This is a genomic window from Corynebacterium sp. NML140438, assembly GCF_001875725.1.
GTDB lineage: Bacteria > Actinomycetota > Actinomycetes > Mycobacteriales > Mycobacteriaceae > Corynebacterium.
The window spans coordinates 1-26609 of record NZ_MLCQ01000012.1 but is presented as its reverse complement, the minus strand read 5'-3'; the positions used below and the strand labels follow the sequence as shown (position 1 = coordinate 26609).

Sequence of the window (26609 nt, the reverse complement as noted above, 5' to 3'; positions counted from 1 at the left end):
TAGCTAAGCCCGCCCGCGCTGATGGTACTGCACCTGGGAGGGTGTGGGAGAGTAGGTTACCGCCGGCCTATAATTTCATGGTGGTGGATGTGGTACCCGGTGTGGGTATCACATCCACCACCTTTTTTGTTTGAGGCCCCGCACAACAAACGCAGCCGGATTGTATTTAGAGAGGCTCGTGTTGAAAACCCCGCCGCGTTGGTTTGAGAGATCAGGAGAGCCGGTAGACGTCGTAGTCGTTCGGTACACCCGCACCATCGACGTGCTGGAATCCGAGCCTTAGCGCTAAACCGATTGATGCTTCGTTAGTGGGGTCGATGATAGCGATGATCGGAAGCTGCGGGAAGCGTTCCTGTGCATTGGCAATCGCCTCTGATGCGGCCTCCTTCGCGTATCCCTGGCCCTGAGACTCCGGCGCGAATCGGTAATAGAGGTTGAGTACCTGTTCACCTGCTTCCTCAATGTGGCGTACACCAGTAAACCCGATGGTTTTTCCGTCAAGCGTGGACACTACGTAGTAGCCAAGTCGCTGTTTTTCCCAGTTTTCTTGCCATGCGCGTGCCAACTCCTCCGCTTCTTTCCGGTTCTTCATCGCGAGGTCAGGACGGTGGCGATAGGTGCGGGCGTCGGCATGGATCCTCAAGATGGCGTCTATATCTTGGTCCGTGGGAGGAGTGAGGATAAGGCGAGAGGTGCGAAGGGGAAAAGCATTATCCATCTTGGAATCTCCGTTCAAAGTTTTAGGACTCCCAGGCTACCCAATTTCAAAGGCTGTTTTTGGTGCGAGTAATACGCCCCAGGGGTACAAGCAATCCCTGGGGCGTATGCAGAAGCGAGGAAGTCGGCCTAAAGACCTACGAGCTCGTTCCTTGATTGTTTCACAAGGTCTTTGTCGCGTACGGCTTGCTTGAGGGTGCGCCACTGTTCGTCGGGGATGGAGTCGATGGCTTGCTTGATGACTTCCTCGGAAGGGGTGCCCCATGCGATCGGCATCGGGGTGATGGTTGCCCAGTGGGCTTTGTGGCGGGACGTGCGCTGGCCGCCGACGGCGACGCATGGGACCGCAGCGCCAACCTTAGGAGTGACGCCGGGAATCCGTTGAACCACCGTTGAGGTGAGGGCCCACTCAGCAGGGGCGTGTTGGTCAACTGCAGTGTTGACCAACGCGGTGAGCGTCATTGTGGTGCCCTTGTCGTCGGTGATGACGGCGGGGGCGAGGGGGTTGGCGTCGTAAATTGATTGGGTGCGGGGGACCGCTCGTGGGATGGCGAGGCCGACGATCAGCATGATGGTGCCGAAAAATATGAGCGAGAGGGAGCCAAGAAGTCGCCAGGGAGAGGTTGGGTCGACGAGGAACCAGACTATGACACCTGCGATTAGGCAGACGACGAAAAGCGCGATGCTTGAGGTAACGAGGTTTTTGGTGTTTCTAATGAGTTCGTTGTGTTCTTTGGCGTATTCTTCGTCGACGTTGAAACGGAATGGTTGTTCGGTCATAGGCCTCAGTCTATAGGCCACGCTTGAGGTCTGAGGCATCCATGATGCGGTAGGCGTAGCCCTGCTCGGCGAGGAATCGCTGGCGGTGCATCGCGTACTCGGCGTCGAGGGTGTCACGGGTGACCACGGTGTAGAACAAGACCTCACTGCTGTCTGGCTTGGGTCGAAGGAGTCGGCCGAGGCGCTGGGCCTCTTCCTGTCGGGAACCGAAGGTGCCGGAGACCTGGATGCCTACCGCTGCTTGGGGTAGGTCAATGGAGAAGTTCGCCACCTTCGATACGACGAGGGTGCGGAGCTCGCCTTGTCGGAAGCGCTCGAAGGCTTCCTCGCGGGCTTTGGTGCTGGTGCGGCCGTCGATGAGTGGGGCGTCGATCTGCTGCGCGATGTGGCGCAGGTGGTCGACGTAGGCCCCGATGATGAGTGTGGGTTCGCCCTCGTGGCGGCTGAGAATGTCCTTTACTGTTGAGAGTTTCGCGGCGGCCGTCGCGGCGAGGCGGTAACGCTCGCGGGCGGAGGCTGTCGCGTAGGTGAGGCGCTCCTCCTCAGTGAGCGTGGTGCGGACCTCGACGCATTCGGCGGTGGCGATGAAGCCTGCCATTTCGAGTTCTTTCCAGGGGGCGTCGTAGCGCTTGGGGCCGATGAGGGAGAAGACGTCGTCTTCGCGGCCGTCCTCGCGGATGAGGGTGGCGGTCAGTCCGAGGCGGCGGCGGGATTGGAGGTCGGCCGCCATGCGGAAGACCGGGGCGGGGAGGAGGTGGACTTCGTCGTAGATGATGAGGCCCCAGTCGGTGGTGTCGAAAAGTTCGAGGGCGCGGTATTCGCCCTTCGTTTTTCGGGTGACGACCTGGTACGTCGCGATGGTGACCGGGCGGATCTCCTTCTTTTCGCCCGAATACTCGCCGATTTCTTCCGGGGTGAGCGTGGTGCGGCGCAGCAGCTCGTCGCGCCACTGCCGGCCGGCGACCGTGTTGGTTACAAGGATGAGCGTGGTCGTTTCTGCCTGCGCCATCGCGGCTGCACCGACGATTGTTTTGCCCGCCCCGCACGGTAGGACCACCACGCCGGAGCCGCCTTCCCAGAAGGCTTGGGCGGCGTACTGCTGGTAGTCGCGAAGCTCCCAGCCGTCGAAGTCGAGTGCGATGGGGTGGGATTCCCCGTCGACGTATCCAGCGTGGTCCGCCACCGGCCAACCCGTCTTGATTAGCTCCTGCTTAATGCGACCGCGTGCGGATGGATGCACGCCGACCGTGTGCTCGTCGAAGCGTTGCCCAATGAGTGGGATGATGTTCTTGTTGCGCGTGATCTCGTCCAGGATGGCGGGTTCTTCCGCGGTGAGGATGAGCCCGCGCTGCGGATCGTTGTGCATGCTGACACGCCCGTAGCGCGCCATCGTCTCCGCGATGTCGATGAGGAGCGACTGGGGGACCGGGAAACGGGAGTAACGCTCGAGGACGTCGACTGCGGTCTCGGCGTCGAAGCCGGTGGCGCGAGCATTCCAGAGCGCCAGCGGGGTGATGCGGTACGTGTAGACGTGCTCAGGGGCGCGCTCGAGCTCGGCGAATGGGGAGAGTGCGGCGCGGGCTTTCGCCGCGTCGGGGTGTGCGATTTCAAGCAGCACGGTCTTGTCGGACTGCACGATCAGTGGGCCGTCCCCAAACGTCATTGTTGGACCTTTCTTTCTACACCAGCGTCACTGTGGTGACGCGCCGCAACGGCATGCGGATTACGCGCTGCGTCGCCGTGTCTTGCGCGTCGACGACGCCGGCACTCACTGTCAGCGGTAGAACAATTATTGTGTGCTGCGCACCGTGCGAATCTGCGTACTCGACTTTCACGCGGCGTCGGGAGCGGGCTGCTGCACGCAGCATATCAGTCGTCGACGCCTCGCTAGCCGCTGCAGGCTGGCTCGTATCCGAGTTCAGTGCCGCAACAATCTTATCGACGTCCCCTTCGCTCGGGGCCACCGCCTGGGGCAGCGATGACGGGGTTGCCCGCACCAGCGTCGGCTCCTCGGGGATGGTGATGGAGACGCCGTGCTCGTCTTCGGCTGTGGGCTGCAGGCCTGCGGCTTGCAGGTCGTGGAGCAGGCGCGGTAGCGGCAGCGGGCTGACGGCGACGGTGGGCGCCAGAATCCGCAGGTCTGCATGCTCGGCGGCGACGGCGAGTAGGGCGGGGTCGGCGCAGCGGATGTAACTGAGCGCACTGCCGGCGCGGATGGCGCCGTGGGTGCGTGAGAGGTCGTCGATAAGGAAGGTGATGGCTTGTGGGACCTCGCCCATGATGTGCTGCTCGAACCACTTGTGCAGCGAGTCGGCGTCGTGCCCGCGGTCGAAGGCGCGCTTCAGGGAGGCGTCGCTGATACGCCACATGCTGGCAAGGCCGGGCGATTCCAAGTCGGCGAGGTCTTCGACGACGGCGGCGGTGGCTGCGTCGAGCGGGCCCGGGGCGAGTAGCGTCATGTCGCCCTGGGCGATGAGCTGGGAAACCTCCGCGGGGACGAGCTGCTTCGTGGCCTCGACAACGTCGCCGCCGTCGAGGAGCGCCAACAGAGGCGTAGATGCCGCGCTGCCCACCCCGCCGGTTGCGCCGAAGAAGGCGGCTTCGGCGGTAGTGGCGTCGAGAAGTTGGGGTGAGAAATTCGCGGCCATCAGTGGCGCGTGAAACAGCAAGCGGGCCTCCTGGGCTGGGCCGGCGTACTTGAGGATCTGCTTCCGGGCGTGCCTGACGTCGGGGTTGTGGGTTGGCTCGGAAAGGAGGCGATGCTCTGGCGTTTTGTCGGTACGCCACGGGGAAGCAAGCCAGCCGGCGAGCAGGATCGCCCACTGGTCCGCGAGCGTGGCATCGAGCCAGGAAAGCGCGTCGTGGGTTGCGGCGAGCACGTCGGCCTCGTCGGTGCTGCCGCGCCCGATGAGGCCCGCGGACTCGCCCGCGGTGATGAGGAGCTCGGGGTCGAACCCGAGGGCCTGCGTCAACCCTGCGAGGGCGCGAACGCCGAGGGACCCGTCCTTGTTCAGAGGGACAGGGGCGTCGAGTAGCCGGAGGAGCAGTTGGCGAAGCTTGCGCACTGCGTCGAGGCCCGCCCCGGTGGCACTGCGATCGATGGCGTCCTGGTCTGGTTCGTCGACGACGGGGGCGTGCTCGGGAAACTCGCGGGGTGGAAGGCCGCGCAGTACGTCGCGGACGGGGCGGGGGATGCGGACCGTGGTGGCGTCGACACGAATGAGCAGCCCTTTCGCAATGAGCGTTGCGACTGGTGTCGTGGGATCCGCATCGGGTGCGGCCGCCCTCGTCGTACCTACAGACCCTGATGTCACCAACGTATCGAGCACCGAGCGCTCGCGGGCACTCAGCCCGTCCAGCAGCTCGTCGAGATGGGGCGGAGCCTGGTCCCCGAGGCGCCACCCGGACGGCAGCGCAGACAGCGCACCCGGCGCCACCCGTAGCGCGGAGATCTGGCCGTAGACGAGTGCCATGGCGCGCAGCTGCTCGACGGATTCGGGAGCCCCGGCTACGGGAAGCGCCGCGACGTCGACGGGGGAAAGCTCTGCGCCAGCATCGCCGAGCGCCTCCAGGAGCCGTAGCTCGGCGGCGTTGAGTCGGCGAAGCGCGCGTGCCGCGGACCCCGCAAGAGCAAGCCGCGTCCCCAGCGATCCCCATGACGGCGGGGTGGGATAAAACGCGTCTGGCCTGAGGTAGATGAGCTCCCGGAGTTGATCGTGGTCCATCGTGCGGAGCGCTTCCTGGAACATAGTCATAGCGTTGGCTAGTGTACGTGCGATTTTTACCCGAGCGTGAAAGAATAGTACGCATGGCTAAAGACGTAGAGAAGATCGGTCGCGCGAACCCGGCGTGGCCCACGAACACCCCTGGTAATGGTTCGCCTGTCACCGAGCTATCCTCGCAGCTTACCGGTGCATCTAGCCCGTTCGGGGATGAGCTCGTGCTCCCGCTCCCTGCGGAGGAAATCGGGTACGTCCACCCGACGACGCGAATCAACCGCTAAGCGTTCAACCTTTCGGCCAGCCCTGAAAGAGTGGGATGGCCATTCCCTATGCCCCTTTTTTACCTAGCGAACAAAAGTGCCCGCCACAGGTTTTCCGTGGCGGGCACTTTCTATTCTGCGCTTAGCGGTTCAGCAGCGCTGCTCCGATGGTGGCGAGGTCGCCGGAGCGAACTGCGTTGATCAGTGCAGCGTTCTGGTTGTAGAACGCATCGTAGTTATTGCGGTTCGCAGCGTAGGACTGCTGGATCTGTGCCGGGATTGCGAGGCCGTAGTTGCTCAGGGAGCTGCCAAGCTGGCGGTACAGGGCGTCGACAGGGTTCTCTGCCTGGCGCTGCGCGGCGTCAGGGGAAGCAACCGCTGCGCGTGCAGGAGCCGGTGCCGGTACCGGTGCAGTGGCCTGTGCATCGCGGTTCGTCGGCGCGGAGCTCAGGCCGAGGCGAGCGGAGCATGCCGGCCATGCGCCCCAACCCTGCTGTGCCAGGGTGCGCTCTGCGACGATGATCTGCTGCTCACGGGAAGCCAGGTTCGCGGTCGGCGCGAACTGGCCACCGCCGAATGCCTGCCAGGTGGACGCGGAGAACTGCAGGCCGCCGTGGTAGCCGTTGCCGGTGTTGATGGCCCAGTTGCCGCCGGACTCGCACTGTGCGAGACGGTCCCAGTCGGAGTCAGGTGCTGCCGTGGCCTCAGGGGCCATCAGGCCAGCGAATGCTGCGGTTGCGGCTGCGCCGGCGAGTGCCTTCTTGGTCAGGGAAGTGGTCTGCTTGGAATGGCGTCCCATTGAAATACGATGTCCTCTCTTGTTGCCGCTTGCGAAGTAAGCTGTCGGGTTCGGGCTGAGGTGCCCGGTTGCAGTAGCAACTTCACCCCAAGGAAGCCCCGCGAGGGAGGTTCCGAAGGTTGGGTCCTCCGCTTCTGTTCTTTCTGAAATTGTGAGAGGCGAACAGAACTCAGCGTGCCTCGTTTTCTTGCTGCGGGACAGCCTAACGCTTTATAACGATTTAGTCACGCTCCGGGCACTTTTTGGGGTTGGTGTCACGGTGGAAGCGGGGAAAATGGGTGTATTTCGCCTGCATAGGCGCCAGATCGTGCGCTGTGTGATTTGTGGCACTATTTCGTGTGTTGGGGCTGAAACGGGCGATACGAGTATGATGAAAAGCTATTGCTGAGTCTGCATAGAAAACAGAGAAGGAACGAAGACTAATGCCAATTGGAAAGGTGAAGTGGTTCGACGCCGACAAGGGCTTCGGCTTCGCATCCAACCCTGGAGACGACGACGTATTCATTTCGAAATCGGTGCTTCCAGACGGCGTGGATGAGCTCGTGCCTGGACAGCGCATTGAGTTTGACTTTGCCGCCGGCCGAAAAGGGCCGCAAGCGCTGCGCGTCACCATTCTGGAGACGCCGAAGCGTCGCCCGGTGCACCGCAGGAAGCCTGAAGAGCTCGGAAGCATGCTTGCGGACGTGATGACGCTCATCGAGACCGACGTGCAGCCCGCGCTCACGGCCGGACGCTACCCAGAGCGCAAAGAGGCGCGACAGGTCGCAGGCATCCTGCGCGCTGTCGCGAAGGAGCTCGACGCCTAAGCACTAGCGCGCTATTCAAACGCGACTGACCACGTGGCGACCACCGGGATTTCCTCCCCGTGGTCGTCATTTTTTACGGCCAGCGTGGACACTTCGGCTACGAGGAGCTTGGCGCCGTCTTTGACAGCAGATGCGGTCTCTTCGACAGTTTCACCTGCCTGGTGGAGGCGCTCTTCGTTGGCGGAAGGGTCGTCGTAGATGAGGAGGAGGCGCCAGCTGCCCGCTGCGATGTCGGGGTCGATGCGGAATGTGAGGGTGTTGGCGTCGCCACGCTTGAGCGCTGGAGGTTCGCCACCGTCGCACTGCTCGTCGAGCGGGCAGAGCGTGTAGGGGGCGATCTCGTGTTCGCCGTCGGAGGCGGTGACGTGGATTCGTAGGTCCTCCACCGGAAGGCCCGGTTGCGAGCGCTGCCAGTTCATAAACGCGTACACCCCCGCGAGGAGAAGAGCGACGGCGAGCACCGTCGCTCCAAGCTGGAGGGCAAGTCGGGAAGATCCACGTCGGGAAGCAGTCATGAGCGAGATTCTACCGGGGAGGGACGAACCGGACGCGGTAGAGGTCCGGCCAACGCTTGCCTGTCAGGTAAAACTCGTCGGTGCCCGGGATGTGTGCGATGCCGTTGAGCACATTATTAATGTCATCGTCGGCGTTGTTCGGCAGTGACGACGCATTGATCCTGGCGGTGACGTGGCCGGAGGTGGCGTCGATACGCACGATGTCGGTGGTAGTGAAGACGTTGGCGTAGATGTCGTCGCCGACGCACTCCAGCTCGTTGAGCCCTTCGACGGGTGTGCCCTGGTCAGTGACCTCGAAGCGCTCGAGCTCGGCGAGGGTGTCGGGGTCCATACGGCGCAGCTCTGCGGATCCGTCGGAGAAAATAAGCTCGTCGTCAGTAGCGCACAGCCCCCACCCCTCGCCGTCGTAGTGGGCGGTATCGGTGGTTGCTAGGGACGCGGCGTCGCGACGAAACGCGGTGCCCTCTTGCCACGTCAACTGCCACAGGGAATCCCCGACGCGGGTCATGCCCTCGCCGAAATAGGAGTCGGGCAATGCAACCTCCTGGACGACGTCGCCATCAGGGGTGAGGCGATACATCCCGGAGGACCCGTACTGACCGGTACTGACCAGGAGCGTGCCGTCGTCGTCAACTTCGAGCCCCTGCGTGAACAGGGCAGGGTCGTAGTCGTAGCGCTCAACGATCTCCGGAGTGAGCTGCTCCACCTCAGGGGCGGCATCGTCACAGCCGCTCACCGTGAGCAGCACTGCGGGGCACAACAGGAGGGACCGAATCCGTTGGGAGGGAACACGCATACGTCCATCATGCAGCATTTCCTCAGAGATGGGCCATAATGGAGAGCGTGTCTCAGAACAAGAACTCTTCACCACTGCTGAGCGACAAAGCAATTGAAGTCGCACGAGAAGCCATCCTCGAGATCGCAGACGGCGAGGTCGGAGCGCACATCGGTGTGGCCGGGCTCTCGAGCAACGTGGCCACGCACCGCTTCGAAGCGAGCGTGCCTGGCTACACCGGGTGGGAATGGAACGCGGTCGTCGCCTGCGCCACCGGGTCGCGCTGGGTGACCGTCAACGAGGTCGCGCTCATGCCCGCCCGCGACGCGCTCCAGGCGCCGGACTGGGTGCCGTACTCGGAGCGGCTACGCCCTGGTGACCTCGGCCCCGGCGACATCATGGAGCCTGCGCCCGACGACGAGCGCCTGACCACAGACTCCTTTGCGAAGGATGCGGTGACGTTCCCAGGTAGGGAGACAGACCACTACCTCACGCAAGAAGGCCTCGACGAGGCGAAAACTCGGTGGCGCAAGGGTAACTTTGGTCCGAACTCCGAGTTCGCCGAGCAAGCCACGCTGCACTGCCGGACCTGCGCGTTCTATATTCCAATGCAGCACCCAGTGGGGGAGAACTTCGGGGTCTGCACCAACGAGTACTCAGCGGATGGTCGCGTTGTTGCCGCGTCCTACGGTTGCGGGGCGCACGCGGACACGAAGGCGCCGCGCCACGACGGGAAGTAGCCCGCTCAACCACCGCTAGAGCAGCGAGGCTCGCTGCTGGCGGATCGCGTTGACCCCGCGGTGCGTCGGTAGTGCGCCGCGCTCAATGATTCGGGGGCCAGGTTTCGGGGTGCCGTACTCTTTCCACTGCTCGACGAGCCGCGCGCCGAGCACCGAGTCGACAGCCCAGGTCTCTTGGTGCATCAGATCGAAGCGTGAGAAGCCGTTAGCCTCCTGATGCGTTTCGACGCCCGCTTCCTCCAGCACGCGCACGACCCCTTGCAGCGCGTACGACGGCGTGGTGGCGGGGTGGCCGGAGATGACAGCCTGCGTGGCGCTTGGAAATGTGACCATCGGTTGGAGGACCGCGGAGATGATGCGGCTGTGGGCGTCGCCAAGCAAACCGTCGCTGGTGCCCAGCGTGGCGATAACATGCCGCTGCCACCCCAGATCCGGCCCGCGCCGTTGCGGCTGCGCGCGCTGATCCCTGATCGGCTCCGCGAACATAGTGATCTCCGGGGACACAGCAGGCGCCGGGCGAAGCGCCAGGGCCAGCCGGCTCCCGGTGACGTGGACAACGGCCTTGCGCGGGCCTGCCACCTGGCTTACCGCAACGCGCAGGCGTGCAAACTCCGAGTGCGGCACCCCGCAGCCGCGAAGTTGCTCGGCCAACAGATCCGCATCCGCAACCATGCCTTGCGAGATGACAAAGCTGAATACATCCACGTTGAGCTCCAAAGTCGAGTTATCAGAAAGTGCGTGCACTAAGGTAAAAGTCTATTGCAGGCTATTGGCAGAGAAATTTCAGCCGATGCGCGCAACAACTTTGCACCTTTTCATAACTTCCTCCACGAACAAAAGGGGATCTTCGCAGTGAGTATTCCAAGCGAATCTACAACGAAGCAGCCCGTCGGCGGGCTTGATAAATTCTTCCACATCAGTGAGCGAGGCTCGAGCGTTGGCCGCGAGATCCGCGCCGGCGTCGTCACCTTCTTCGCGATGGCGTACATCGTGCTTTTGAACCCGTTGATCCTGGGCACGAGTCCGGACCGTGAAGGCGTCGTGCTTGGTATCCCCCAGGTCGCTGCGGTCACCGCTTTGGCTGCCGGCGTGATGTGTATCTTGTTCGGCGTCGTTGCCAAGTACCCGTTCGGTATTGCTGCGGGCCTTGGCCTGAACACCCTCGTTGCCGTGACGCTCGTCGGGCAACAAGGCTTGACCTGGCCAGAGGCGATGGGCCTCGTTGTCATCGACGGCATCATCATCTGCCTGCTGGCGATCTCGGGGTTCCGCACCGCGGTGTTTGAAGCGATTCCGAACTCCATGAAGGTGGCGATGAGTGTCGGTATCGGCATGTTCATTGCGATGATCGGCCTTGTAGACGCCGGGTTCGTTCGCCGCATCCCCGATGAGGCACACACCACCGTGCCTGTGCAGCTTGGCTTCGGAGGCTCGATCGCCTCGTGGCCGACGGCCGTCTTCGTCATAGGCCTGCTCATCTGTGGATTCATGGTGATCCGAAACATCCCAGGTGGCCTGTTCATCGGTATCGTCGCGACGACGGTCATCTCGATGATTGTGGAGTCCTTTGCGGGCGCAGGCTCCTCGGCAGACAATGACCACGGCTGGTCGCTCGCGGTGCCTACCCTCCCGGATTCCTTGGGTGGCATTCCGGATCTGTCCCTCGTGGGAAAGATCGACATGTTTGGTGCCTTCGTCGAGGTCGGTGTGGTCGCCGCGAGCCTTTTGGTCTTCACCCTTGTGCTTGCGAACTTCTTCGACGCGATGGGCACCATGACCGCGCTTGGTCGTCAGGCAGGTCTGACCGACGAGAACGACAACCTGCCAGGCATGAAGAAAGCCCTCGTTGTTGAAGGCTTCGGCGCAGTAGTCGGTGGCGCGTTCTCTGGTTCCTCGAACACGGTGTTCGTGGACTCGTCCGCCGGCATTGCTGACGGCGCCCGCACCGGCCTCGCAAACGTGGTCACCGGCATCCTGTTCCTGCTGGCGATGTTCCTCACCCCGCTGTACGAAATCGTCCCAATCGAGGCCGCCGCACCGGTCCTCGTCGTGGTTGGCGCGCTGATGATGATGCAGGTCAGCAACATCGACTGGACCCGTTTCGACGTTGCCTTCCCGGCCTTCTTAACCATCATCATGATGCCGCTGACCTACTCGATTGCCAACGGCATCGGCGTCGGCTTCATCGCGTTTACCGTGATGGCGCTCTTCGCTGGCAAGCGTAAGGACATCCACTGGATCATGTGGCTGATTTCTGCGCTGTTCCTGGTCTATTTCGCGCAAGGACCGTTGATGTCGCTAATCTCGTAAAGCGTGAGCATAGTTATCGACGACCCCTCCGACCCCCGGCTTGACGATATCCGCGACCTGAAGCACTCAGACCGCGAGAAAGGTCTGGTGTTTGCGGAGGGGCCTCTTGTTGCGGGACGCCTTGTGGAGTCCCGCTTTCCTGTCCGCGCGGTGTTCGGCTTCGGTGGCCGCCTCCAGTCGTTCCTGGAACAATACGGTGAGCGCCTCGAAGCGGAGGGCGTCCCCGTTTACGAGATCAGCCGTGCGGTGATGGGGGAGGTCGTCGGCTACGACATGCACCGGGGTCTGCTGGTTTCCGCGGACAAACCGGAGCCGCTCGCAGTCGAAGATGTGATTGCTGGTGCGCGCACGTTGGTGATTCTCGAAGGGGTGGGGGACCACGAGAACATCGGATCCATTTTCCGAAACGCCGCCGGCATGGGCGTCGACGGCGTGCTTTTCGGCGCTGCCACCGCCGACCCGCTGTACCGGCGAAGCGTCCGCGTCTCGATGGGCCATGTGCTGCGTACCCCGTTCGCGCACTTCGGAGGCACTCCGACCACGTGGCAGCGTGAGCTCGTGCACCTGCAGGAGCAGGGGTGGTGGCTGGTGTCGCTGACCCCTGCGGACGACGCCGTGTACCTTTCTGAGGCGCTGCATGATCACGAGAAGGTGGCGTTCCTTGTTGGCGGTGAGGGCCCTGGGCTCACGCAGCACGCGATGCGCGCCACTGACGTGCGCGCCAAAATACCTATGGCGCCGGGGACGGACTCACTCAACGTGGCTACGGCGGCGGCCATCGCGTTCTACGAGCGGCAGCGCGACCTGATTAGCCGCGGTCTGCGTGACGGATTTTCTCCGCAATCGTAGCCTTCAGGTCGCGGGCGCGGCGACGCAGCCCCCGGCCGACGCGCTTCGCGGCGGCAACAGAGGCGTCGGCAAGCTCGGAGAACTCGTCGCGTTCCGCTTCTTCGTCGTGCTGCTCGTAGTCGTCGTAGGTGTTGGTTTGCTCGGCGAACTTCGCCGCTACCTCGTTGACGGTCTTGGTACGTGGGGCAGGTCCTTCGACCTTCGGCTCCGGGCGGCCGTCGACTGCGTAGCCGATGATGTGCACGTCCGGACCATCCTCGCCGACCTCGATGCCGAGCCAGGCGCGCTCCGCCTCTCGCATCAGCGCGGGCGGCTCGAACGGCAGCGAGATACCACCGAGCTGGGGCGCCGTTTCCCCGGCCCAGTAGGGGGCCTCGAACGGGTCCGGCAGCCCATGATCTTCATAGACATGCTCGCGGGTCGCCGAGAACGCACGCCGCAGGGTTTCGCCCTGGTAGTGGGCGATCGCCGCGTAGTCCGAATCGGTGCCCTCCGCGTAGACGTAGGTGTCGGCGCTCGCGAGGGCGGTGCGCAGCGCCGTGGCGGTTTCGCTAATGCGCTCGGCGTCGGTGACAAAGAACCGGACGACGGCAACGCCCGGGTACCCCGCGATGTAAAACTCGTCCGGGCCGGGCACGGAGGACCGGTTCAACGGGAACTGCCCGATCGGGGTGATGGGCCACGCCGGGTTGACCTGGGCCAGCAGCTTCCGGCCGAACCCACGATCCGCCTTCGGTTCGCCCTCCAGCACCTCCTCCGGGTGCGCAACGTTGACAAACCAGCACGTGACCACGGCGTTGTGTGACATAGCGGGGCCCTACTTTCGCGGCCGCTTCGTGTTCGTCCGGACCCCCAGCAGGACATCTTCCCAGTGCGGGGTCACAGCTTTTCGACGCCTCTTCTGCGGCTGCGGCGCCTCATCAGGGTGCTGCAGGAAGTCCCCGGTAGCGATCGTGTCTTCCTCCTCCGCTGCGGCGGGAGGTTCGGTGGTGGCGTCGCCTTCTTCAACGTCTTGGTCGATGGCCGTCAGGGAACGAACCGGCTGCACAAAATCAGGATCGGTGAGGTCCGCCGCCATGGCGTTGCGGGCCTCCGTCGTTGGGGCGGATCCCATCTGGCGGTGGAAGGACCACAGCGCCTCGTTTTCGCTTAAGCCTGCCTGCCAGCGCAGGTGCACGACCCAGTCGTCGCCCGGCTCGCGGGTTGCGTCCCAGGTGGCGTCGCTGAGTGAGTGGCCGCGGGCGGCGAACGCGGTGGCGAGGATCTCAAACAGCGTTAGCTTCGCGGGGCCGTCCTCGCGCATCGGGTGCGACTGCTTCGCGGCCTCAGCAACCTGCGAACGCTCGAGGAGTACCGGGTGGGCGTATGGGTCGATCCGGCTCTCCGCCACCCCCATCTCCTCAGCCAGCTCGGAGGGTTGGGCGCCGGAGCGGATGCGGGCCTGAATCTGGTTCGGGCGCATCGAAAGTGGCGTGGAGTACAGCGGGTCCGGCTCCGGCAGGCTGCGGGGCTTGTCTTCGGCGGGCGCCTCCGCGGCCGCGTGCTCGGGGGTTTCGTCGCTGTGCTCGCTGTCGGCGGATGGTGCTTGCGCGTCCGGAGCCGCCTCGAGCGCTGGGCTGTCGGAGTCTTCCTCAGCCGTGGGCTGCATCTCGGAACGTGCGAGTTGGTAACGGATGCCCTCGTCATCTCGGAGGACGAAGAACGTCTCCGTGGACTCCTCCTCCATGAGGTACAACTCGCGCATGTGACTCCTTTCCGCTGACAAATACCTCCACCAGCTTAGCCCATTATTGGTGGACTACTTCTGGCCCACGCCCTGTTCGATCAGATAGTCGATGGACTTTGTCAGGTGCTTGACGTCCTCAGACTTAATCGCCGGGAACAGACCGATGCGCAACTGGTTGCGGCCAAGCTTGCGGTACGGCTCGGTGTCCAGGTAGCCGTTCTGGCGAAGCGCCTTGGCCAGCTCGGCTGCGTCGATGCGGTCGTCGAAGTCGATCGTGCCGACAACCTTGGAGCGGGCAGCCGGGTCCGCGACGAACGGCGTCGCAAACTCGTGGTTGTCCGCCCACTTGTACAGCAGGGAGGACGACGCCGTGGTTCGGGCCACCATCGCGTCCAACCCGCCGAGCTCGTTCATCCAGCGCACCTGCTCAGCCAGCATCAGCAATGGGCTGATCGCCGGGGTGTTGTACGTCTGGTTCTTCCGGGAATTATCGACGGCCGTCTGCAAGTTCAGGAACGCAGGGATAAAGCGGCCGGAGGCCTGAATTTTCTCAATGCGCTCCAGAGCTGCCGGGCTCATCACGGCGAACCACATGCCGCCGTCGGAGGCGAAGCACTTCTGCGGGGAGAAGTAGTAGACGTCCGCCTCGTGCACGTTGACGGGCAGGCCGCCGGCGCCGGAGGTGGCGTCGATAACGACGAGGGCGTCGGTGTCCGGGCGGCGCACTGGCACCATCGCACCGGTCGAGGTCTCGTTGTGGGCCCAGGCGACGACGTCTGCGTCGGTGCCGTCGAGCTCGTGCGGCGACGGTGCGGTGCCAGGCGCGGAGTCCACGACCTGTGGGTCAGCTAGCCACGGGGCGGCAGCGGAGGCCTTCGCGAACTTTGCGGAAAACTCGCCGAACGTCAGGTGCGCCGACTTCGCCTCAATGAGGCCGAAGGTGGCGGCGTCCCAAAACGCGGTCGCACCGCCGAGCGAGAACACGATCTCGTAGCCCTCTGGAAGCTTAAAGAAATCGTGCAGGCCCTGGCGGACCTCACCCACGAGATTCTTCACGGCCGGCTGGCGGTGCGAGGTACCGATGATGTCCGCACCCTTCGCGATTGCCTCTAGCTGCTCCGGGCGAACCTTGGAAGGGCCGCAGCCAAAACGCCCATCGCTTGGGAGCAGTGCTGGGGGAAGAACCGGAAATGTTTGCATGACAGCCTTTCCTGTAACAGGGGGTAGAAAAACTTAGCGACGCCACTCGCGTCTCACTGCATCTTATTACCCCTCAGTGCGCAAGGGGTGCCTTTTGCCAGCTCTTTTCCTAATAGTTGAAAATCGAACAAACGGGGGGTGTGGTGGTCAATAGTTTTATGGATATATGTCGGATGAGTCACATTTTTTGCTAGCATTGCGGGCGTAAATTGCAACCTCCTTGCAACCGCAGGGAATAGGGTTTCCGAAAACTTCTGAGAAAGGTTTGCTATGGCTTCTGAAGGTCAAGACAAAGCTGTACTTCACTACCCAGGTGGCGAATTCGAAATGGATATCAAGCCCGCCGCCGAGGGCAACGACGGAGTGGTGCTCGGCAACCTCCTCGGCGAGACAGGGCTTGTCACCTTCGATCCGGGCTACGTGTCGACGGGGTCGACCGAGTCGAAGATCACCTACATCGATGGCGCCAACGGCATTCTGCGCTACCGTGGCTACGACATCGCGGAACTCGCACAGAACGCAACGTTCAACGAGGTCTCGTACCTCCTTATTAATGGCGAGCTCCCGACGACGGACGAGTACAAGAAGTTTAACTCCGAGATTCGCCACCACACGCTTCTCGACGAAGACTTCAAGGCCGCGTTCAACGTCTTCCCGCGCAACGCGCACCCGATGGCTGTGCTGGCGTCGTCGGTAAACATTCTTTCCGCCTACTACCAGGACCAGCTGGACCCGCTTGACGAAGAGCAGCTGAACAAGGCAACCGTCCGCCTGATGGCGAAGGTGCCGATGCTGGCCGCCTACGCCTACCGCGCATCTCGCGGCAAGCCATACATGTACCCAGACAACTCGCTCAACGCACGCGAGAACTTCCTGCGCATGATGTTCGGCTACCCGACCGAGCCGTATGAGGTTGACCCAGTCCTGGTCAAGGCGCTGGACAAGCTGCTCATCCTGCACGCAGACCACGAGCAGAACTGCTCCACCTCCACCGTCCGCATGATTGCTTCCGCGCAGGCGAACATGTTCGTCTCCATCGCCGGCGGCATCAACGCGCTGGCAGGCCCACTGCACGGCGGCGCAAACCAGGCCGTGCTCGAGATGCTCGAGGACATTAAGGACAACCACGGCGGCGACGCCACCGACTTCATGAACCGCGTGAAGAACAAGGAAAAGGGCGTCCGCCTGATGGGCTTCGGCCACCGCGTGTACAAGAACTACGATCCGCGCGCCGCGATCGTCAAGGAGACCGCACATGAGGTGCTGGAGCACCTCGGCGGCGACGAACTCCTGGACCTCGCGATGAAGCTTGAGGAGATCGCGCTGAAGGACGACTACTTCATCTCGCGCAAGCTCTACCCGAACGTAGACTTCTACACGGGCCTGATCTACCGCGCGATGGGTTTCCCAACGGACTTTTTCACCGTGCTCTTCGCCATTGGCCGTCTCCCGGGCTGGATCGCGCAATACCGCGAGCAGCTGGCAATGAACTCCAAGATCAACCGCCCTCGCCAGATTTACACCGGCTACACGAAGCGCGACTTTGTGCCGCGTGACCAGCGATAATCGCTAGCGTTCACCGCCGGGTACGTATCTTCCTTTATACTTTGGGGATATGTACCCGGCGGTTTCGCCATGAATGAACGACGCAAGGAGTATTCACGTATGGAAAAGCCCACGATTGAGGTACCTGAAGCACCTGCCCCAACGGACCTTGTCATCGAGGATCTCGTAGTCGGCGACGGAGCCGAAGCCGTAGCAGGCGGTTACGTACAGGTGCACTACCTGGGTGTTGACTACGCAACCGGCGAAGAATTCGATTCTTCGTGGGACCGCGGCGAGGCCGCGGAGTTCCCGCTGGCCGGACTCATCGCTGGTTGGCAAGAGGGAATCCCGGGCATGAAGGTTGGCGGTCGCCGCAAGCTGACCATCCCGCCAGAAAAGGCGTACGGCCCAGCTGGCGGTGGCCATCCACTGTCCGGCCTCACCCTGGTGTTCATCATCGACCTGCTTGACGCGCGCTAGGGATTCGATATGCGCATTCCGGTGACAACACTCAATGATGGCTACGATTTCCCGCTGCTGGGTCTGGGGACCTACAAGCTGCAGGGCGAGGAATGTACCAACATCGTGCGTCGCGCGATCGAGCTGGGCTACCGCCACATCGACACTGCGTCCTTTTACGGCAATGAGGAGCAGGTTGGTCGCGCGGTCGCGGATGCGATTGCGGCTGGTGACGTGACACGTGAGGAGCTGTTCATCACCTCGAAGCTGTGGAACGACGACCAGGGCCGTGCGGCGGAAGCCTACGAAGAATCGCTGCAGCGGATGGGGCTCGAGTTCATCGACCTCTTCCTCGTGCACTGGCCGTGGCCGCAGTGCGGCACGTTTGTGCAGGCCTACGAATCCTTGGTGCAGCTGCAGGGGATGGGCCGGTTGCAGTCAGTTGGTGTGGCCAACTTTTACGAAGAAGTCCTCGACGAGATCATCGCGCGCACCGGTGTGGTGCCCGTGCTCAACCAGGTGGAGCTGCACGCAGGGTTCACGCAACCGGAGCTGTGTGCCTATCACCAGGACAAAGGGATTGTTACCGAGGCGTGGGCGCCGCTCGCGCGGGGCGCGAACCTGGACGACCCAGTGCTTAGCCACCTCGCCGAGAAGCATGGCCGGACCCCGGCGCAGATTGCGCTCGCGTACGTGATGAGCCTGGGCTGCTCAGTGGTGCCGAAGACCGCTAACTCAGCCCGCCTCGAGGAGAACCTGGGGGCGGTCGAGGTGGAGCTTTCGCAGGACGACATCGCGGCGCTCGATGCCTTGAGTGGCGAACGTATGTCGAATGACCCGCGTGAGTTCCCGGGAGAGCCCAGCTAGATCAAACGGCAGATACCCCGGCGCTGTGCGAGCATATATGCTGCGCGTGCCGGGGTATTGCTCTGCCTGAGGGACGCCAGCTTCGTTGGGGTACTACTTCGGCAGCAGCGCGCGCCAGTCAAAGCTCGAAGAAAGCTGTGAGCTGCCCAGGTCGCCGAGGTTGAATCCTGGTCCGCGGCGCCCAGGGGTCCACTGTCCCCAGTCGGCGCTGTAAACGTTGTTGATGTCCACCGTGACGCCGTCAATCACGCCGGTCCACTTCGCCTTCTGGTGGATGTTCGCGCGCGGGTGCAGCTTGCCGCCCGAGCCCCAGTCGTGCTGCCAGAAGAACGTGCCGATGCCGTCTTCGATGCACCACTGGATCACGTTAATGTTTCCGTAGACACCAGTCTGGTAGCCGCCAAGCGTCAGCGCCGCGGAGAACGCCCGAAGGTAGGGGCGGATCTGGTTCAGGTACTGGGAGCGCGAGGGGTTGTCGTCGATCGCGATGTAGATGGGGCGACCGGTTGGGCCGCCGGCGGAGGCGTGCAGGCGCATTGCCTCCGGGGCGTGGCGGGCGGCAGCGGCGGCGCCGCCAAGCCAGTCGGCGGTCTCGGCGCGGCCGAACTGGTAGACGGACGCGGTGGCGAGGTCGTTCGCGGCGAAGTCCTGTGTTTCACCCAGCGTGACGGGCTTGCCCAGCATCCAGTTCGCTCCGGGGCGGCGCTCCGACACGTAGCGGACAGCCCCGAGGTGGCCGGCGGCCTTCACCGCGCGGCCGGACGGAACTCCGCCTGCGTAGTCGATCACGGTGCCGAGGACGCGGCCCTGGGCGCGGGCCTGCGCGGTGGAGCCAAGGGTTGCGCCAGCGATGGCGAGCGCGACGGTTTGAAGGAAGCGGCGTCGATTAAAAGTAGTCACACCCGTAACTCTAGCAACATTACGGCGCGGGTTGGGGAGCGCGGATCGTCCACGCGGCGATCGCCGTAGTGATCGGCACCGACAGGACCAACGCGATCGCGCCGATGCTCGAGCGCATGATCTCCGTGGCCACCACGTCGGAGGTGAGCACCTGCGTGAGCGGGCGATCGGCGACCTGGAGCAGCATCGACAGGGGGAGGGCAGCGCCCATGTACGCCAATACCAGCGTGTACACCATCGACGCGATGTGGTCGTGGCCCACCTTCATTGCGGAGGCGAATACGGTGCGTGGCCGGGCGTCGGGCGAGGTTTCGTACAGTTCCTGCACCGTCGAGGCCTGTGCGATGGTGACGTCGTTGAGTACGCCGAGGGCGCCGATGATGAACCCGGCGAGCATGATGCCGGGGACCTGCACCTGGGGGAGGTACATGTGGATGAGGAGGTTGTTTTCGTCGGCAAGCCCGCGGAGCTGCGTCGTGTCGATGGCGAGGTGCGCCGCGAGCGCCGCGAGCCCCAGCGCCGTCAGCGTACCTGCCAGGGCCGATGCGGACTTCCAATTCCTGCCGTGCACCACAAAAATGACGGGGAAGAGTACCGCCGCTCCCGTCACCAGGGAAAGCCCGACGGGGCTGTAGCCGAGCAGCAGCCCTGGGACCAGGAAGCCGAAGATGACAAGCAGGGTGCACAGCAGGCCGAAGATCGCACGCAGGCCGCGCCACGCCCCAACGGCAACCACCACCAGCAGCGTCAGCGCGAGCCACACGCCGAGTGGCACCGAGCGGTCCATGTCGAGGAAGGAGTACGAGGTGTCGGGGTTGTGGTGCACCGAGAGCACCACGCGGTCGCCGACGGAAAGCTCCGGGGTGCCCGGCTGCTGGGCGGTCTCGATGGTTGTGGTTCCCCCGGACTTGAGCTCGACTCGCAGGTAGTCGCACTCAGGGTGGTTCGGCGTTGCGACGCCACCACAGGGCGCCACCGAATGCTCGATGACGGTGGCCTTGGCGGTCTCCGCCGTCGACGTCTGCGTCTGCTCAAACCCGGGCAGGACCTCTGGCTGCTTGCCGCCCGGCCACAGTAAGGCGAGGCCAGCGAGCGTGACGACGCCCGCGATCGCGAGGAACGCCACTAACAGCCCGCGCGCCGTGCGCAGCGGAGATGGCGAGGACTGAGTTGCGTGGCGTGCCAACGGGGCTCCCTTGTGAGATCGGTACTGGGACAATCAGACTGATTGTAGAGCTACCGCGCAACTAACGTGCGATACGCAGCTTCGAAGCGGCTGCGGAGCTCCTTGAAGTACTCGCCGTGTGCATCCACACTGCGGTGGCCCTGGCCGAACGGTGGGGTTGCCCGCCGCACTTCGGGGGCGACGACGTCCAGCGCGATGAGCACGGTGCCGCGCAGGGTAGCGCGCTTCATCTCCAGGGGGACGACCTCGCAGCCGAGCGCGTCCGCGAGCACCGACAACCATGCCGGGTGGTCAGCGGTGACGCGGCCGGAGGCCACCACGCGCTCGGGGACCGCGCCTGCCTCCTTGAGCTGCTCGTAGACCCTCAGGTACGACATGGCGATGCCCTCAAACACGCCCCGCCACAGGTCGGCTGGCGTGGTCGCCGCCGTGACGCCCAAGAGGTGCGCCTGCGCGCTGGCGGCCCAGCCTGTGGAACGCTCGCCGGTGAAGAACGGAAGCACGATCGGGGCGCGCCCAGGCCCCGAGGAAAGGACCGCGGCGATGTCCTCTCGAGTCACCGGTTGGACGGTGTCCTCGAGCCAGGTGACTGCGCGGCCGACGTCGTTGAGCGCGCCGCCCAAGATGGCCTTGTCGCGCGCAATGCGGTAGCACCACAGTCCCTCCGGAATGCGTTTCGGCACCTCGGGGAGGATGACTCGCATCGCTCCGGAGGTCGCCGCGGCCACCGCGATGGTGTCGGGGCCGGTCGCGCCGGGCCCGACGTTGGACGGCCAGCCGTCGGGGATGCAATGGAACCACGCTACCCCGTTCAGTGCAGGCCACTCGGTGTCCTTCGGGTAGTCAGGTTCGTCGGGGAAGCGCAGCGGCTGGAGCATGTCGTGGGGGACCCCGATGGTGTCGAGAATCTCGGTGTCGAGCTCCCCGGTGTGCGCATTGGCGATGCCCGACCACGCCGCGGTAGCGACTGCCAGGCCGCGGATGCCCGCAAGCTTGTGGTACACGTACTCGCCGATCGTCATGGCGGTGGCCGCGCGGGCGAATTCGGGCAGCTGCTCCTTGGCCCAGGCGAGGCGCGCAGGGTGGTAGCTCGTGTGGAGTCGCACGCCGGTGCGCTGGTGGTAGGCGGCCTCATCGATTGTGGCGCGGAGCCGTTCAACGTAGTCGCGGGACTGCGAGTCCGCGTAGGTATACAGCGGGGTGAGGGCGTCGCCGTGGGCGTCGACAAGCAAGAGGCTTGAGGCGAACGAGTCCATGCAGACGGCCTCGATGCGCAGGTCGTGTGCGGCGGCGAAGGTGACGGTGCCGTCGATAACCTTGCGTACCTCGGCGACGACCTGGTCGGCATCGATGGTGCTCGCGCCTTCAGCGGTGGTAGTAAACGCGTGCGCAACGCGCTGCTTTGCGCCCTTCACAGGGCGACCCGTGGCGTCGTACAGGCCGCCGCGGCTCGCGGTCGAGCCGACGTCGATGCCGAGGATGTACGGCCCGCGGGAGTCCTGTACGGGGACTGACATGGTTGGGATTTTGGTAGCGGTCATACCCCCGATGGTACGGCAGAGGCTAGGCGTCCTGCTTGATCGCGGAGCCCTCAATTTCAATGGCGACCTTCTCGCTCACGAGCATGCCACCCGAGTTCAGCGGGGCCTGGAAATCGACGCCGAAGGTCTCAACCTCGAACGTGACTGGCTTCGTGGTGCCCTTGATGGTGAGGTCGCCCGTGACGGTGCCGTTGCCGGCCTCATCTACGTTGAATGTCGTGGAGGTGAACGTCATCTCTGGGTGCTTCTCCACATCGAAGAAGTCCTCGCCGCGCACGTGTGCGTCGCGGTCCTCGTTTCGGGTATCGACGCTCGCGGTCCGGACCGTGCCCTGCGCCGTGCTTGCGGCGAGGTCGTCGGTGAGCGTGATGGTGTCGTGTCAACAATATGGGGTCGTTGCTGTTCAACTGTTGTCGGAGGGGGATACCCCGAGTGCCGCCAGAATCTCATTCGTCCGCAAAGGAAGCGCCGCATGCGATACGCCAGATACCTCGATCACATCTCCCCACCGGGACGACCACTCCGGCACAATACGGTCGGTATCCGAAACGATAGAGACAATGCTGGTGTTGGAGGGGGCCACCGGCTCCTCCCGGAAGCGCTCCAATTCGACGAACGCGTCGCCAGCAACTGCTCGAACAAGCCGAGGCGGAAACAGGCGCGCAACACCGCGGGTGCCTCGCCACGACGCGCCCAGGCCAACAACCGTTCCGCCTCTCGGCGCAATTGAGCTCAACTGCACGGCTCGGAGGCCGATAAGCGCACCATACGAGTGCCCAACCACATCGATCTGCTCCGCAGCCAGGCTGTCGAGGAACGCCGCGACTTCATGGGATGAGGCGTCGATACCCGCGGTAGCTCTGCGACCGTATGCAGGCGCAATCAATCCAATCCCATGCGTTTCGAGCGCGCGTGAGAGCCGACGAAACACGAACGGGGAAGAGCCAGTGCCGTGGAGGGCGACCACGATTCGGCTCGTTGTCTGGGAGTTCGCTGTCGAAGGGGATGGAAGTATCCGTGGCACGTAGGAAAGCAACGCCATAGCGTCTTAAACTACTCGCCGTGGATGCAATCCGTTCGATATCCGTGGTCGGCACAGGCGCGGCCTGGGCGATCTACCTCTCCTTAGCCGCTTCCGTGATTGTTGCGCTCTGGCTCGGCCACAAACGTCGGCGCACCGCGCTCGCCGTTGCGGGGGTATTGCTCGCGGTGGCGTACCTGGCGCTTACTGTCTGGCCGAAACCGTTCCCGGATGCCATTCCGTGGCACATTTACGCCAGTGGCACGGCCGCCGTGTTCGTCGTGGCATCCATCTTCTTGGCACCGCGGTGGCGGTGGCGTCTCGCCCCGCTCGCAGTCGTTCCCCTGGTTCTAGCGTTTCTGACAGTGAATCTTGTCTATGAGCAGTACCCGACCCTCGGGTCCTTCCGACCGGTCCCAGTGACGGTGTCCATGAATTTGGACCAGTTCCGCGAAACGACGACCGCTCCGATCCTCAACGGTAGGGAAGTAGGCGCCTTAGTGACGCTGCCCGCCGCACCGTTGCGCGATGCGATTGTTTACGTTCCGCCTGCTTACTGGCACGGCGAGAACCTACCAGTCCTTGTGCTGCTTGCTGGTAGTCCCGGGAGCCCAATCCGGTGGTTTGATGAAGGCGCGGCGCAACAGACGCTCGACGACTACCAAACCGAACACGACGGCGTGGCCCCGATTGTCGTCAGCGCGGACGGTACAGGAACAACCACCGGGAACCCCGGGTGCGTGGATGGCCCGGACCTGCAAATCCAGACCTACCTTGCCCAGGAAATCCCGCAGCTAATCAAAGACAATTTCCGTGTGAAAGAAGACCAGCGCACCTGGACAATCGGTGGGCTCAGCTACGGCGGCACCTGCGCACTCCAAGTGATTACCAACGATCCCTCGGCCTACGGGACGTTCCTCGACTATTCGGGTGAGGCCGAACCGAACCTAGGCGGGCACCAACGCACCGTCGACGTGCTGTTCGGCGGCGACGAGGCGGCGTTCCAAGCGGTGAACCCGGAGACGCTCCTGCAGAGAGCAGCAGGACGTACAACTTACAAGGGGATCGCTGGCAGGTTCGTCGCCGGCGAGCGCGACCAAGAGGCGATGGCGGCACTAACGCGCCAAAACGAGCTCGCCCAAAAAGCTGGAATGAGTGCCACCTTCCGATCGCTGCCAGGAGGACACAGCTTCGAAGTCTGGCGGGTAGCGCTGCGCCAAGACATTGACTTCGTTGCTCAACGAGGAGGCATTCGATGAAACGACTGTGGGGCAATGTTGTGCTGAAGGTTCCCGTCGCACTCGCTCTCGTCTGCGTGGCGTGGGGCGCCTACTTAGCCTGCACGTTGTCGGGCGCAGCACCTCGAGAGATTCTCGGCCTGCGCCTTCCCGTCGACCCCGAACTCTGGCGCTGGGTGACCGCAGGGCTGACCGCAAGTAACCTTGTTGGATTGACCTTGGCCACTGTCGCAGTGGTCCTGTTCGCGGTTCCCGCTGAGGTGCGGCTTGGCTCGGCCCGCTTCGCAGTTGTGGCGACGGCTTCTGAATTTGTAGCGCTGCCCATAGGTTTCATCGTTGGCAGCGTCGTTGAACGGGCAGGCTTTAACCTGTGGGGCCCAGATCTTGTCAACGAGACATTTCTGTCTCCGGTCGCGTGGATATTCGGTCCCGCCGCATTCGCCACGGCCTTCATGGGCGTGCTGTGGCGGCGCAGGCTCCGCCTCGTGATGCTCGCGATGATGGCGACCCTCGTGCTGTATGACGGCTCGCTCTCAGCCGTCGTCGCACTGGTAGCCGTTGTCGCAGGTACCGTCGCTGGTGTTCTTTCCGCGGGCACAGAAACATTGCGGAGGATGTCGCTGCGTGAATCGCGGGTCCTCGTGGCTGCTCTGTTCCTCAGCGTCGCAGTCGGCCCACTTATTACCGCTATCAACCCCGCGGCGCAGGGGCCGTTTGCAGGAGTGAGCAAGCTGATGTGGGAGCCGGCGGTCGCCGGGCACCTCGTAGCCCAGCGGTGTGTCGACGCCACATCCACCGCCTGCACGGAAGCGATGGCGGTGAATAGCCAGCATGGCCTCGGCCCCCTACTGATGAACGCCTTACCGATCGTATTCTCAGCAGTCCTTGCGTTGGGGCTGGTGCACGGTCGGAAATTGGCGTGGTGGGCAGCCGTCCTCGCCAGTGCTGGATCCATTGCGGTGATCTGCTGGCAGACAATCGGCAGCGGGGTAGACAGATCCACAGCCGTGAACACAACGCTGGTTGTCTTCCCGTGGCTGGTCACCATCACAGTCCTCATCGTGACTCGTCGGCGGTTCGCCGTTCCGTCGAGTTGGCGCCGTGGGGCCACGATCATGGGAGCGGCGTGGATAGCAACCGCGGCACTGTGGATCTGCGGAGCCTGGGTTGTGCGGGGCGGCTTTCTCGGTGGGGCGTCGATAAGCTCGCTGTTTGCTGAGCTGCCGAACAGGTACCTTCCTCCCGTCGTTGCTGTCCTGGCTCCGACGCACGCGTTCCCCGTCAGCGCTCCGGCGTGGCTCCTTTACGAATGGGTGGGGATCATATTCTGGGCCATCGTGCTGTTTGTGTTGTTTAGGGTGTTGTCCTCGCCGCCATCTGCCAGCCAGGCGCAGGACCGCGAGCGGGCTCGGGAGATTCTGGTCCACGGGTCCGGTGACCACCTCGCGTGGATGGGGTTGTGGGAAGGAAACCGCTACTTTTTCTGCGAGACAGACTCCGGCGACGGAGAAGGCGTCGTCGCGTACCGCGTCTCCCACAACGTCGCGGTCACGGTTGGAAGCCCCGTGCGCCGCGGCACGATGGCAGAAGAAGCCGTTGCCGGTGCGTTTGAAGCGTTCGCCGCACACCAAGGCTGGAGAGTGGCCTGGTATTCGGTGCCCGACACCTTCGCCAGGCCAGGGTTCCGGCGCATCCACGTGGCCGAGGAATCAATGCTGCTGACGGACAACATCGAGTTCAAAGGCAAGAAGTTCCAGAACATCCGCACCGCACGCAACCGCGCTGCAAAAGAAGGAGTGCGAGCCGTGTGGACGAGCTGGGCCGAAAGCCCAATGGAAATGCGAGAGCGCATCGTCGCGCTCTCAGAACAGTGGGTCGCGGACAAAGCGCTGCCCGAAATGGGCTTCACCTTGGGCGGGCTCGACGAGCTCCGCGACCCTGACACCAAACTCCTCCTCGCAGTGGGCGACGACGGCAGCCTGCACGCGGTGACGAGCTGGCTGCCCGTCTACGAGGGCGGCGCCCTCGTCGGCTACACCCTCGACTTCATGCGCCGCGACGCGAACGGATTCCGGCCCGCTATTGAATTCCTCCTCGCGGAAAGCGCCCGGATCGCGGCCGAGCGAGGGCTTGGATGGGTCTCCCTCTCCGGAGCGCCACTGGCCCGGACAGATGCGCCGGAATCACTCGTAGAAATCATCCTCGATAAAGCCGGTGCTACCATCGAGCCGCTCTATGGCTTCCGCTCGCTCGCCGCCTCTAAGCACAAGTTTCACCCGACGCACCAGGGCTGGTACCTGCTGTACGAAGACGAAATGTCACTCGCCAGTATCTCGCTGGCGGTCATTCACTGCTACTTGCCGGACATGAAGCGATCGGACATGGCGGCCGTGGTCAAAGAGTTCCTGGGCCGGTCGAAGGTGCTGCAAAATGAGTAGATTTGCCTAGATTTGGGCTTTTTGCAGAAAACCGAAAATCCCCCGTAACCTGTGTATGCAGGTCACGGGGGAATTTTGCGCCCCAGAGAGTGTCCGAAGTCACGACATAGTTGACACGGCGTGCCTGCGAGAACCTTCCTGATGGTTGACACCTCAGCCGCGACATAGTTGACACTTAGCCCGAGGAAACAACCTGGGGTGGTGGTTGACACCTC

The 26609-nt window shown here is 63.5% G+C and carries 26 protein-coding genes and 1 riboswitch; of the genes, 10 read left to right on the top strand and 16 right to left on the bottom strand.

The genetic code is table 11. The annotated features are described in order from the left end of the window. Positions 1-211 precede the first annotated feature (211 nt). From BJP08_RS02565 to BJP08_RS02550, 4 genes are all read right to left on the bottom strand, one after another. Complete coding sequence (locus tag BJP08_RS02565; RefSeq protein WP_071568119.1) at positions 212-718, bottom strand: GNAT family N-acetyltransferase; 507 nt, start codon at positions 716-718, stop codon at positions 212-214. A 128-nt stretch (positions 719-846) separates the two neighbouring features. Next, positions 847-1497 (bottom strand): DUF3239 domain-containing protein, encoded by a 651-nt coding sequence (locus BJP08_RS02560; protein WP_071568118.1) that lies wholly within the window; start codon positions 1495-1497, stop codon positions 847-849. 10 nt (positions 1498-1507) lie between these two features. After that, entirely contained in the window at positions 1508-3160 is a 1653-nt protein-coding gene (locus BJP08_RS02555) for a DNA repair helicase XPB (RefSeq protein WP_071568117.1), read from the bottom strand. A 16-nt stretch (positions 3161-3176) separates the two neighbouring features. Then, complete coding sequence (locus BJP08_RS02550; protein WP_071568116.1) at positions 3177-5252, bottom strand: helicase-associated domain-containing protein; 2076 nt, start codon at positions 5250-5252, stop codon at positions 3177-3179. A 53-nt stretch (positions 5253-5305) separates the two neighbouring features. Here BJP08_RS02550 and BJP08_RS02545 point away from each other — a divergent pair, with 53 nt between their 5' ends. Further along, positions 5306-5500, top strand: coding sequence for a hypothetical protein (locus BJP08_RS02545; RefSeq protein WP_070362866.1), 195 nt, complete (start codon positions 5306-5308; stop codon positions 5498-5500). Between the two features lie 121 nt (positions 5501-5621). Here BJP08_RS02545 and BJP08_RS02540 read toward each other — a convergent pair whose 3' ends face one another. After that, a complete protein-coding gene (locus BJP08_RS02540) occupies positions 5622-6278 on the bottom strand; it encodes a resuscitation-promoting factor Rpf1 domain-containing protein (protein ID WP_071568115.1) in 657 nt (218 codons plus the stop codon). A 9-nt stretch (positions 6279-6287) separates the two neighbouring features. After that, positions 6288-6463, bottom strand: a riboswitch (cyclic di-AMP (ydaO/yuaA leader). A gap of 237 nt (positions 6464-6700) precedes the next feature. On the opposite strand from BJP08_RS02540, the gene BJP08_RS02535 reads away from it, so the two are divergent. Beyond that, a complete protein-coding gene (locus BJP08_RS02535) occupies positions 6701-7084 on the top strand; it encodes a cold-shock protein (RefSeq protein WP_071567047.1) in 384 nt (127 codons plus the stop codon). An 11-nt stretch (positions 7085-7095) separates the two neighbouring features. On the opposite strand, the gene BJP08_RS02530 is transcribed toward BJP08_RS02535, so the two are convergent. Then, positions 7096-7599, bottom strand: coding sequence for a DUF2771 family protein (locus BJP08_RS02530; RefSeq protein WP_071568114.1), 504 nt, complete (start codon positions 7597-7599; stop codon positions 7096-7098). A 10-nt stretch (positions 7600-7609) separates the two neighbouring features. After that, on the bottom strand, positions 7610-8395 hold the full coding sequence (locus tag BJP08_RS02525) for a glutaminyl-peptide cyclotransferase (protein WP_255364740.1): 786 nt from the start codon (positions 8393-8395) through the stop codon (positions 7610-7612). A gap of 47 nt (positions 8396-8442) precedes the next feature. On the opposite strand from BJP08_RS02525, the gene BJP08_RS02520 reads away from it, so the two are divergent. Beyond that, positions 8443-9114 (top strand): DUF3027 domain-containing protein, encoded by a 672-nt coding sequence (locus tag BJP08_RS02520; protein WP_369816369.1) that lies wholly within the window; start codon positions 8443-8445, stop codon positions 9112-9114. Between the two features lie 15 nt (positions 9115-9129). Here the strand turns inward: BJP08_RS02520 and BJP08_RS02515 are convergent, their stop codons facing one another. Further along, a complete protein-coding gene (locus BJP08_RS02515) occupies positions 9130-9858 on the bottom strand; it encodes a hypothetical protein (protein WP_143109993.1) in 729 nt (242 codons plus the stop codon). Positions 9859-9966: 108 nt separating this feature from the next. Between BJP08_RS02515 and BJP08_RS02510 the strand changes: the two genes are divergently transcribed. Further along, entirely contained in the window at positions 9967-11424 is a 1458-nt protein-coding gene (locus BJP08_RS02510) for an NCS2 family permease (RefSeq protein ID WP_255364739.1), read from the top strand. Positions 11425-11433: 9 nt separating this feature from the next. Further along, complete coding sequence (locus BJP08_RS02505) at positions 11434-12273, top strand: RNA methyltransferase (RefSeq protein ID WP_071568121.1); 840 nt, start codon at positions 11434-11436, stop codon at positions 12271-12273. Here BJP08_RS02505 and BJP08_RS02500 read toward each other — a convergent pair. Genes BJP08_RS02500 through serC form a run of 3 tightly spaced genes read right to left on the bottom strand, consistent with a single transcriptional unit; the run spans position 12233 to position 15199 of the window. Further along, positions 12233-13081: a hypothetical protein gene (locus BJP08_RS02500; protein WP_071568110.1), complete on the bottom strand. Its 849-nt coding sequence runs from the start codon at positions 13079-13081 to the stop codon at positions 12233-12235. The genes BJP08_RS02505 and BJP08_RS02500 overlap by 41 nt on opposite strands. Positions 13082-13090: 9 nt before the next feature. Beyond that, positions 13091-14017, bottom strand: a complete 927-nt coding sequence (sepH, locus tag BJP08_RS02495; protein ID WP_071568109.1) for a septation protein SepH — start codon at positions 14015-14017, stop codon at positions 13091-13093. A 54-nt stretch (positions 14018-14071) separates the two neighbouring features. Beyond that, a complete protein-coding gene (gene serC / locus BJP08_RS02490) occupies positions 14072-15199 on the bottom strand; it encodes a phosphoserine transaminase (protein WP_071568108.1) in 1128 nt (375 codons plus the stop codon). A 270-nt stretch (positions 15200-15469) separates the two neighbouring features. Here serC and BJP08_RS02485 point away from each other — a divergent pair, with 270 nt between their 5' ends. The 3 genes from BJP08_RS02485 (at position 15470) to BJP08_RS02475 (ending at position 18070) form a co-directional block, all read left to right on the top strand. Next, positions 15470-16765, top strand: coding sequence for a citrate synthase (locus BJP08_RS02485; RefSeq protein WP_071568107.1), 1296 nt, complete (start codon positions 15470-15472; stop codon positions 16763-16765). A 99-nt stretch (positions 16766-16864) separates the two neighbouring features. Next, a complete protein-coding gene (locus tag BJP08_RS02480) occupies positions 16865-17224 on the top strand; it encodes an FKBP-type peptidyl-prolyl cis-trans isomerase (RefSeq protein WP_070362854.1) in 360 nt (119 codons plus the stop codon). A 9-nt stretch (positions 17225-17233) separates the two neighbouring features. Then, on the top strand, positions 17234-18070 hold the full coding sequence (locus BJP08_RS02475) for an aldo/keto reductase (RefSeq protein ID WP_071568106.1): 837 nt from the start codon (positions 17234-17236) through the stop codon (positions 18068-18070). A gap of 93 nt (positions 18071-18163) precedes the next feature. On the opposite strand, the gene BJP08_RS02470 is transcribed toward BJP08_RS02475, so the two are convergent. From BJP08_RS02470 to BJP08_RS02450, 5 genes are all read right to left on the bottom strand, one after another. Then, positions 18164-18922, bottom strand: coding sequence for a DUF1906 domain-containing protein (locus tag BJP08_RS02470; protein WP_369816370.1), 759 nt, complete (start codon positions 18920-18922; stop codon positions 18164-18166). 67 nt (positions 18923-18989) lie between these two features. Further along, entirely contained in the window at positions 18990-20156 is a 1167-nt protein-coding gene (locus BJP08_RS02465; protein ID WP_071568104.1) for a YibE/F family protein, read from the bottom strand. Positions 20157-20206: 50 nt separating this feature from the next. After that, the gene (locus tag BJP08_RS02460; protein WP_071568103.1) at positions 20207-21697 is read right to left on the bottom strand and encodes a gluconokinase; all 1491 of its coding nucleotides are present in this window, start codon (positions 21695-21697) and stop codon (positions 20207-20209) included. A 22-nt stretch (positions 21698-21719) separates the two neighbouring features. Further along, on the bottom strand, positions 21720-22067 hold the full coding sequence (locus BJP08_RS02455) for a YceI family protein (RefSeq protein WP_071568102.1): 348 nt from the start codon (positions 22065-22067) through the stop codon (positions 21720-21722). A 33-nt stretch (positions 22068-22100) separates the two neighbouring features. Next, positions 22101-22739 (bottom strand): triacylglycerol lipase, encoded by a 639-nt coding sequence (locus BJP08_RS02450; RefSeq protein ID WP_083428369.1) that lies wholly within the window; start codon positions 22737-22739, stop codon positions 22101-22103. Positions 22740-22759: 20 nt separating this feature from the next. On the opposite strand from BJP08_RS02450, the gene BJP08_RS02445 reads away from it, so the two are divergent. Together BJP08_RS02445 and BJP08_RS02440 are read left to right on the top strand one after the other, a co-directional pair. Then, positions 22760-23977: an alpha/beta hydrolase family protein gene (locus tag BJP08_RS02445; protein WP_071568100.1), complete on the top strand. Its 1218-nt coding sequence runs from the start codon at positions 22760-22762 to the stop codon at positions 23975-23977. Then, complete coding sequence (locus BJP08_RS02440) at positions 23974-26394, top strand: bifunctional lysylphosphatidylglycerol flippase/synthetase MprF (RefSeq protein ID WP_071568099.1); 2421 nt, start codon at positions 23974-23976, stop codon at positions 26392-26394. The genes BJP08_RS02445 and BJP08_RS02440 overlap by 4 nt, the downstream gene beginning before the upstream one ends. The last annotated feature ends 215 nt before the right edge of the window (positions 26395-26609 follow it).

What these genes read in the sequence shown, in the direction of transcription:
- BJP08_RS02565 (WP_071568119.1), bottom strand. Translation starts at nt 718, where the DNA reads ATGGATAATGCTTTTCCCCTTCGCACCTCTCGCCTTATCCTCACTCCT.
- BJP08_RS02560 (WP_071568118.1), bottom strand. Translation starts at nt 1,497, where the DNA reads ATGACCGAACAACCATTCCGTTTCAACGTCGACGAAGAATACGCCAAA.
- BJP08_RS02555 (WP_071568117.1), bottom strand. Translation starts at nt 3,160, where the DNA reads ATGACGTTTGGGGACGGCCCACTGATCGTGCAGTCCGACAAGACCGTG.
- BJP08_RS02550 (WP_071568116.1), bottom strand. Translation starts at nt 5,252, where the DNA reads ATGACTATGTTCCAGGAAGCGCTCCGCACGATGGACCACGATCAACTC.
- BJP08_RS02545 (WP_070362866.1), top strand. Translation starts at nt 5,306, where the DNA reads ATGGCTAAAGACGTAGAGAAGATCGGTCGCGCGAACCCGGCGTGGCCC.
- BJP08_RS02540 (WP_071568115.1), bottom strand. Translation starts at nt 6,278, where the DNA reads ATGGGACGCCATTCCAAGCAGACCACTTCCCTGACCAAGAAGGCACTC.
- BJP08_RS02535 (WP_071567047.1), top strand. Translation starts at nt 6,701, where the DNA reads ATGCCAATTGGAAAGGTGAAGTGGTTCGACGCCGACAAGGGCTTCGGC.
- BJP08_RS02530 (WP_071568114.1), bottom strand. Translation starts at nt 7,599, where the DNA reads ATGACTGCTTCCCGACGTGGATCTTCCCGACTTGCCCTCCAGCTTGGA.
- BJP08_RS02525 (WP_255364740.1), bottom strand. Translation starts at nt 8,395, where the DNA reads ATGCGTGTTCCCTCCCAACGGATTCGGTCCCTCCTGTTGTGCCCCGCA.
- BJP08_RS02500 (WP_071568110.1), bottom strand. Translation starts at nt 13,081, where the DNA reads ATGTCACACAACGCCGTGGTCACGTGCTGGTTTGTCAACGTTGCGCAC.
- sepH (WP_071568109.1), bottom strand. Translation starts at nt 14,017, where the DNA reads ATGCGCGAGTTGTACCTCATGGAGGAGGAGTCCACGGAGACGTTCTTC.
- serC (WP_071568108.1), bottom strand. Translation starts at nt 15,199, where the DNA reads ATGCAAACATTTCCGGTTCTTCCCCCAGCACTGCTCCCAAGCGATGGG.
- BJP08_RS02485 (WP_071568107.1), top strand. Translation starts at nt 15,470, where the DNA reads ATGGCTTCTGAAGGTCAAGACAAAGCTGTACTTCACTACCCAGGTGGC.
- BJP08_RS02480 (WP_070362854.1), top strand. Translation starts at nt 16,865, where the DNA reads ATGGAAAAGCCCACGATTGAGGTACCTGAAGCACCTGCCCCAACGGAC.
- BJP08_RS02475 (WP_071568106.1), top strand. Translation starts at nt 17,234, where the DNA reads ATGCGCATTCCGGTGACAACACTCAATGATGGCTACGATTTCCCGCTG.
- BJP08_RS02460 (WP_071568103.1), bottom strand. Translation starts at nt 21,697, where the DNA reads ATGACCGCTACCAAAATCCCAACCATGTCAGTCCCCGTACAGGACTCC.
- BJP08_RS02450 (WP_083428369.1), bottom strand. Translation starts at nt 22,739, where the DNA reads ATGGCGTTGCTTTCCTACGTGCCACGGATACTTCCATCCCCTTCGACA.
- BJP08_RS02440 (WP_071568099.1), top strand. Translation starts at nt 23,974, where the DNA reads ATGAAACGACTGTGGGGCAATGTTGTGCTGAAGGTTCCCGTCGCACTC.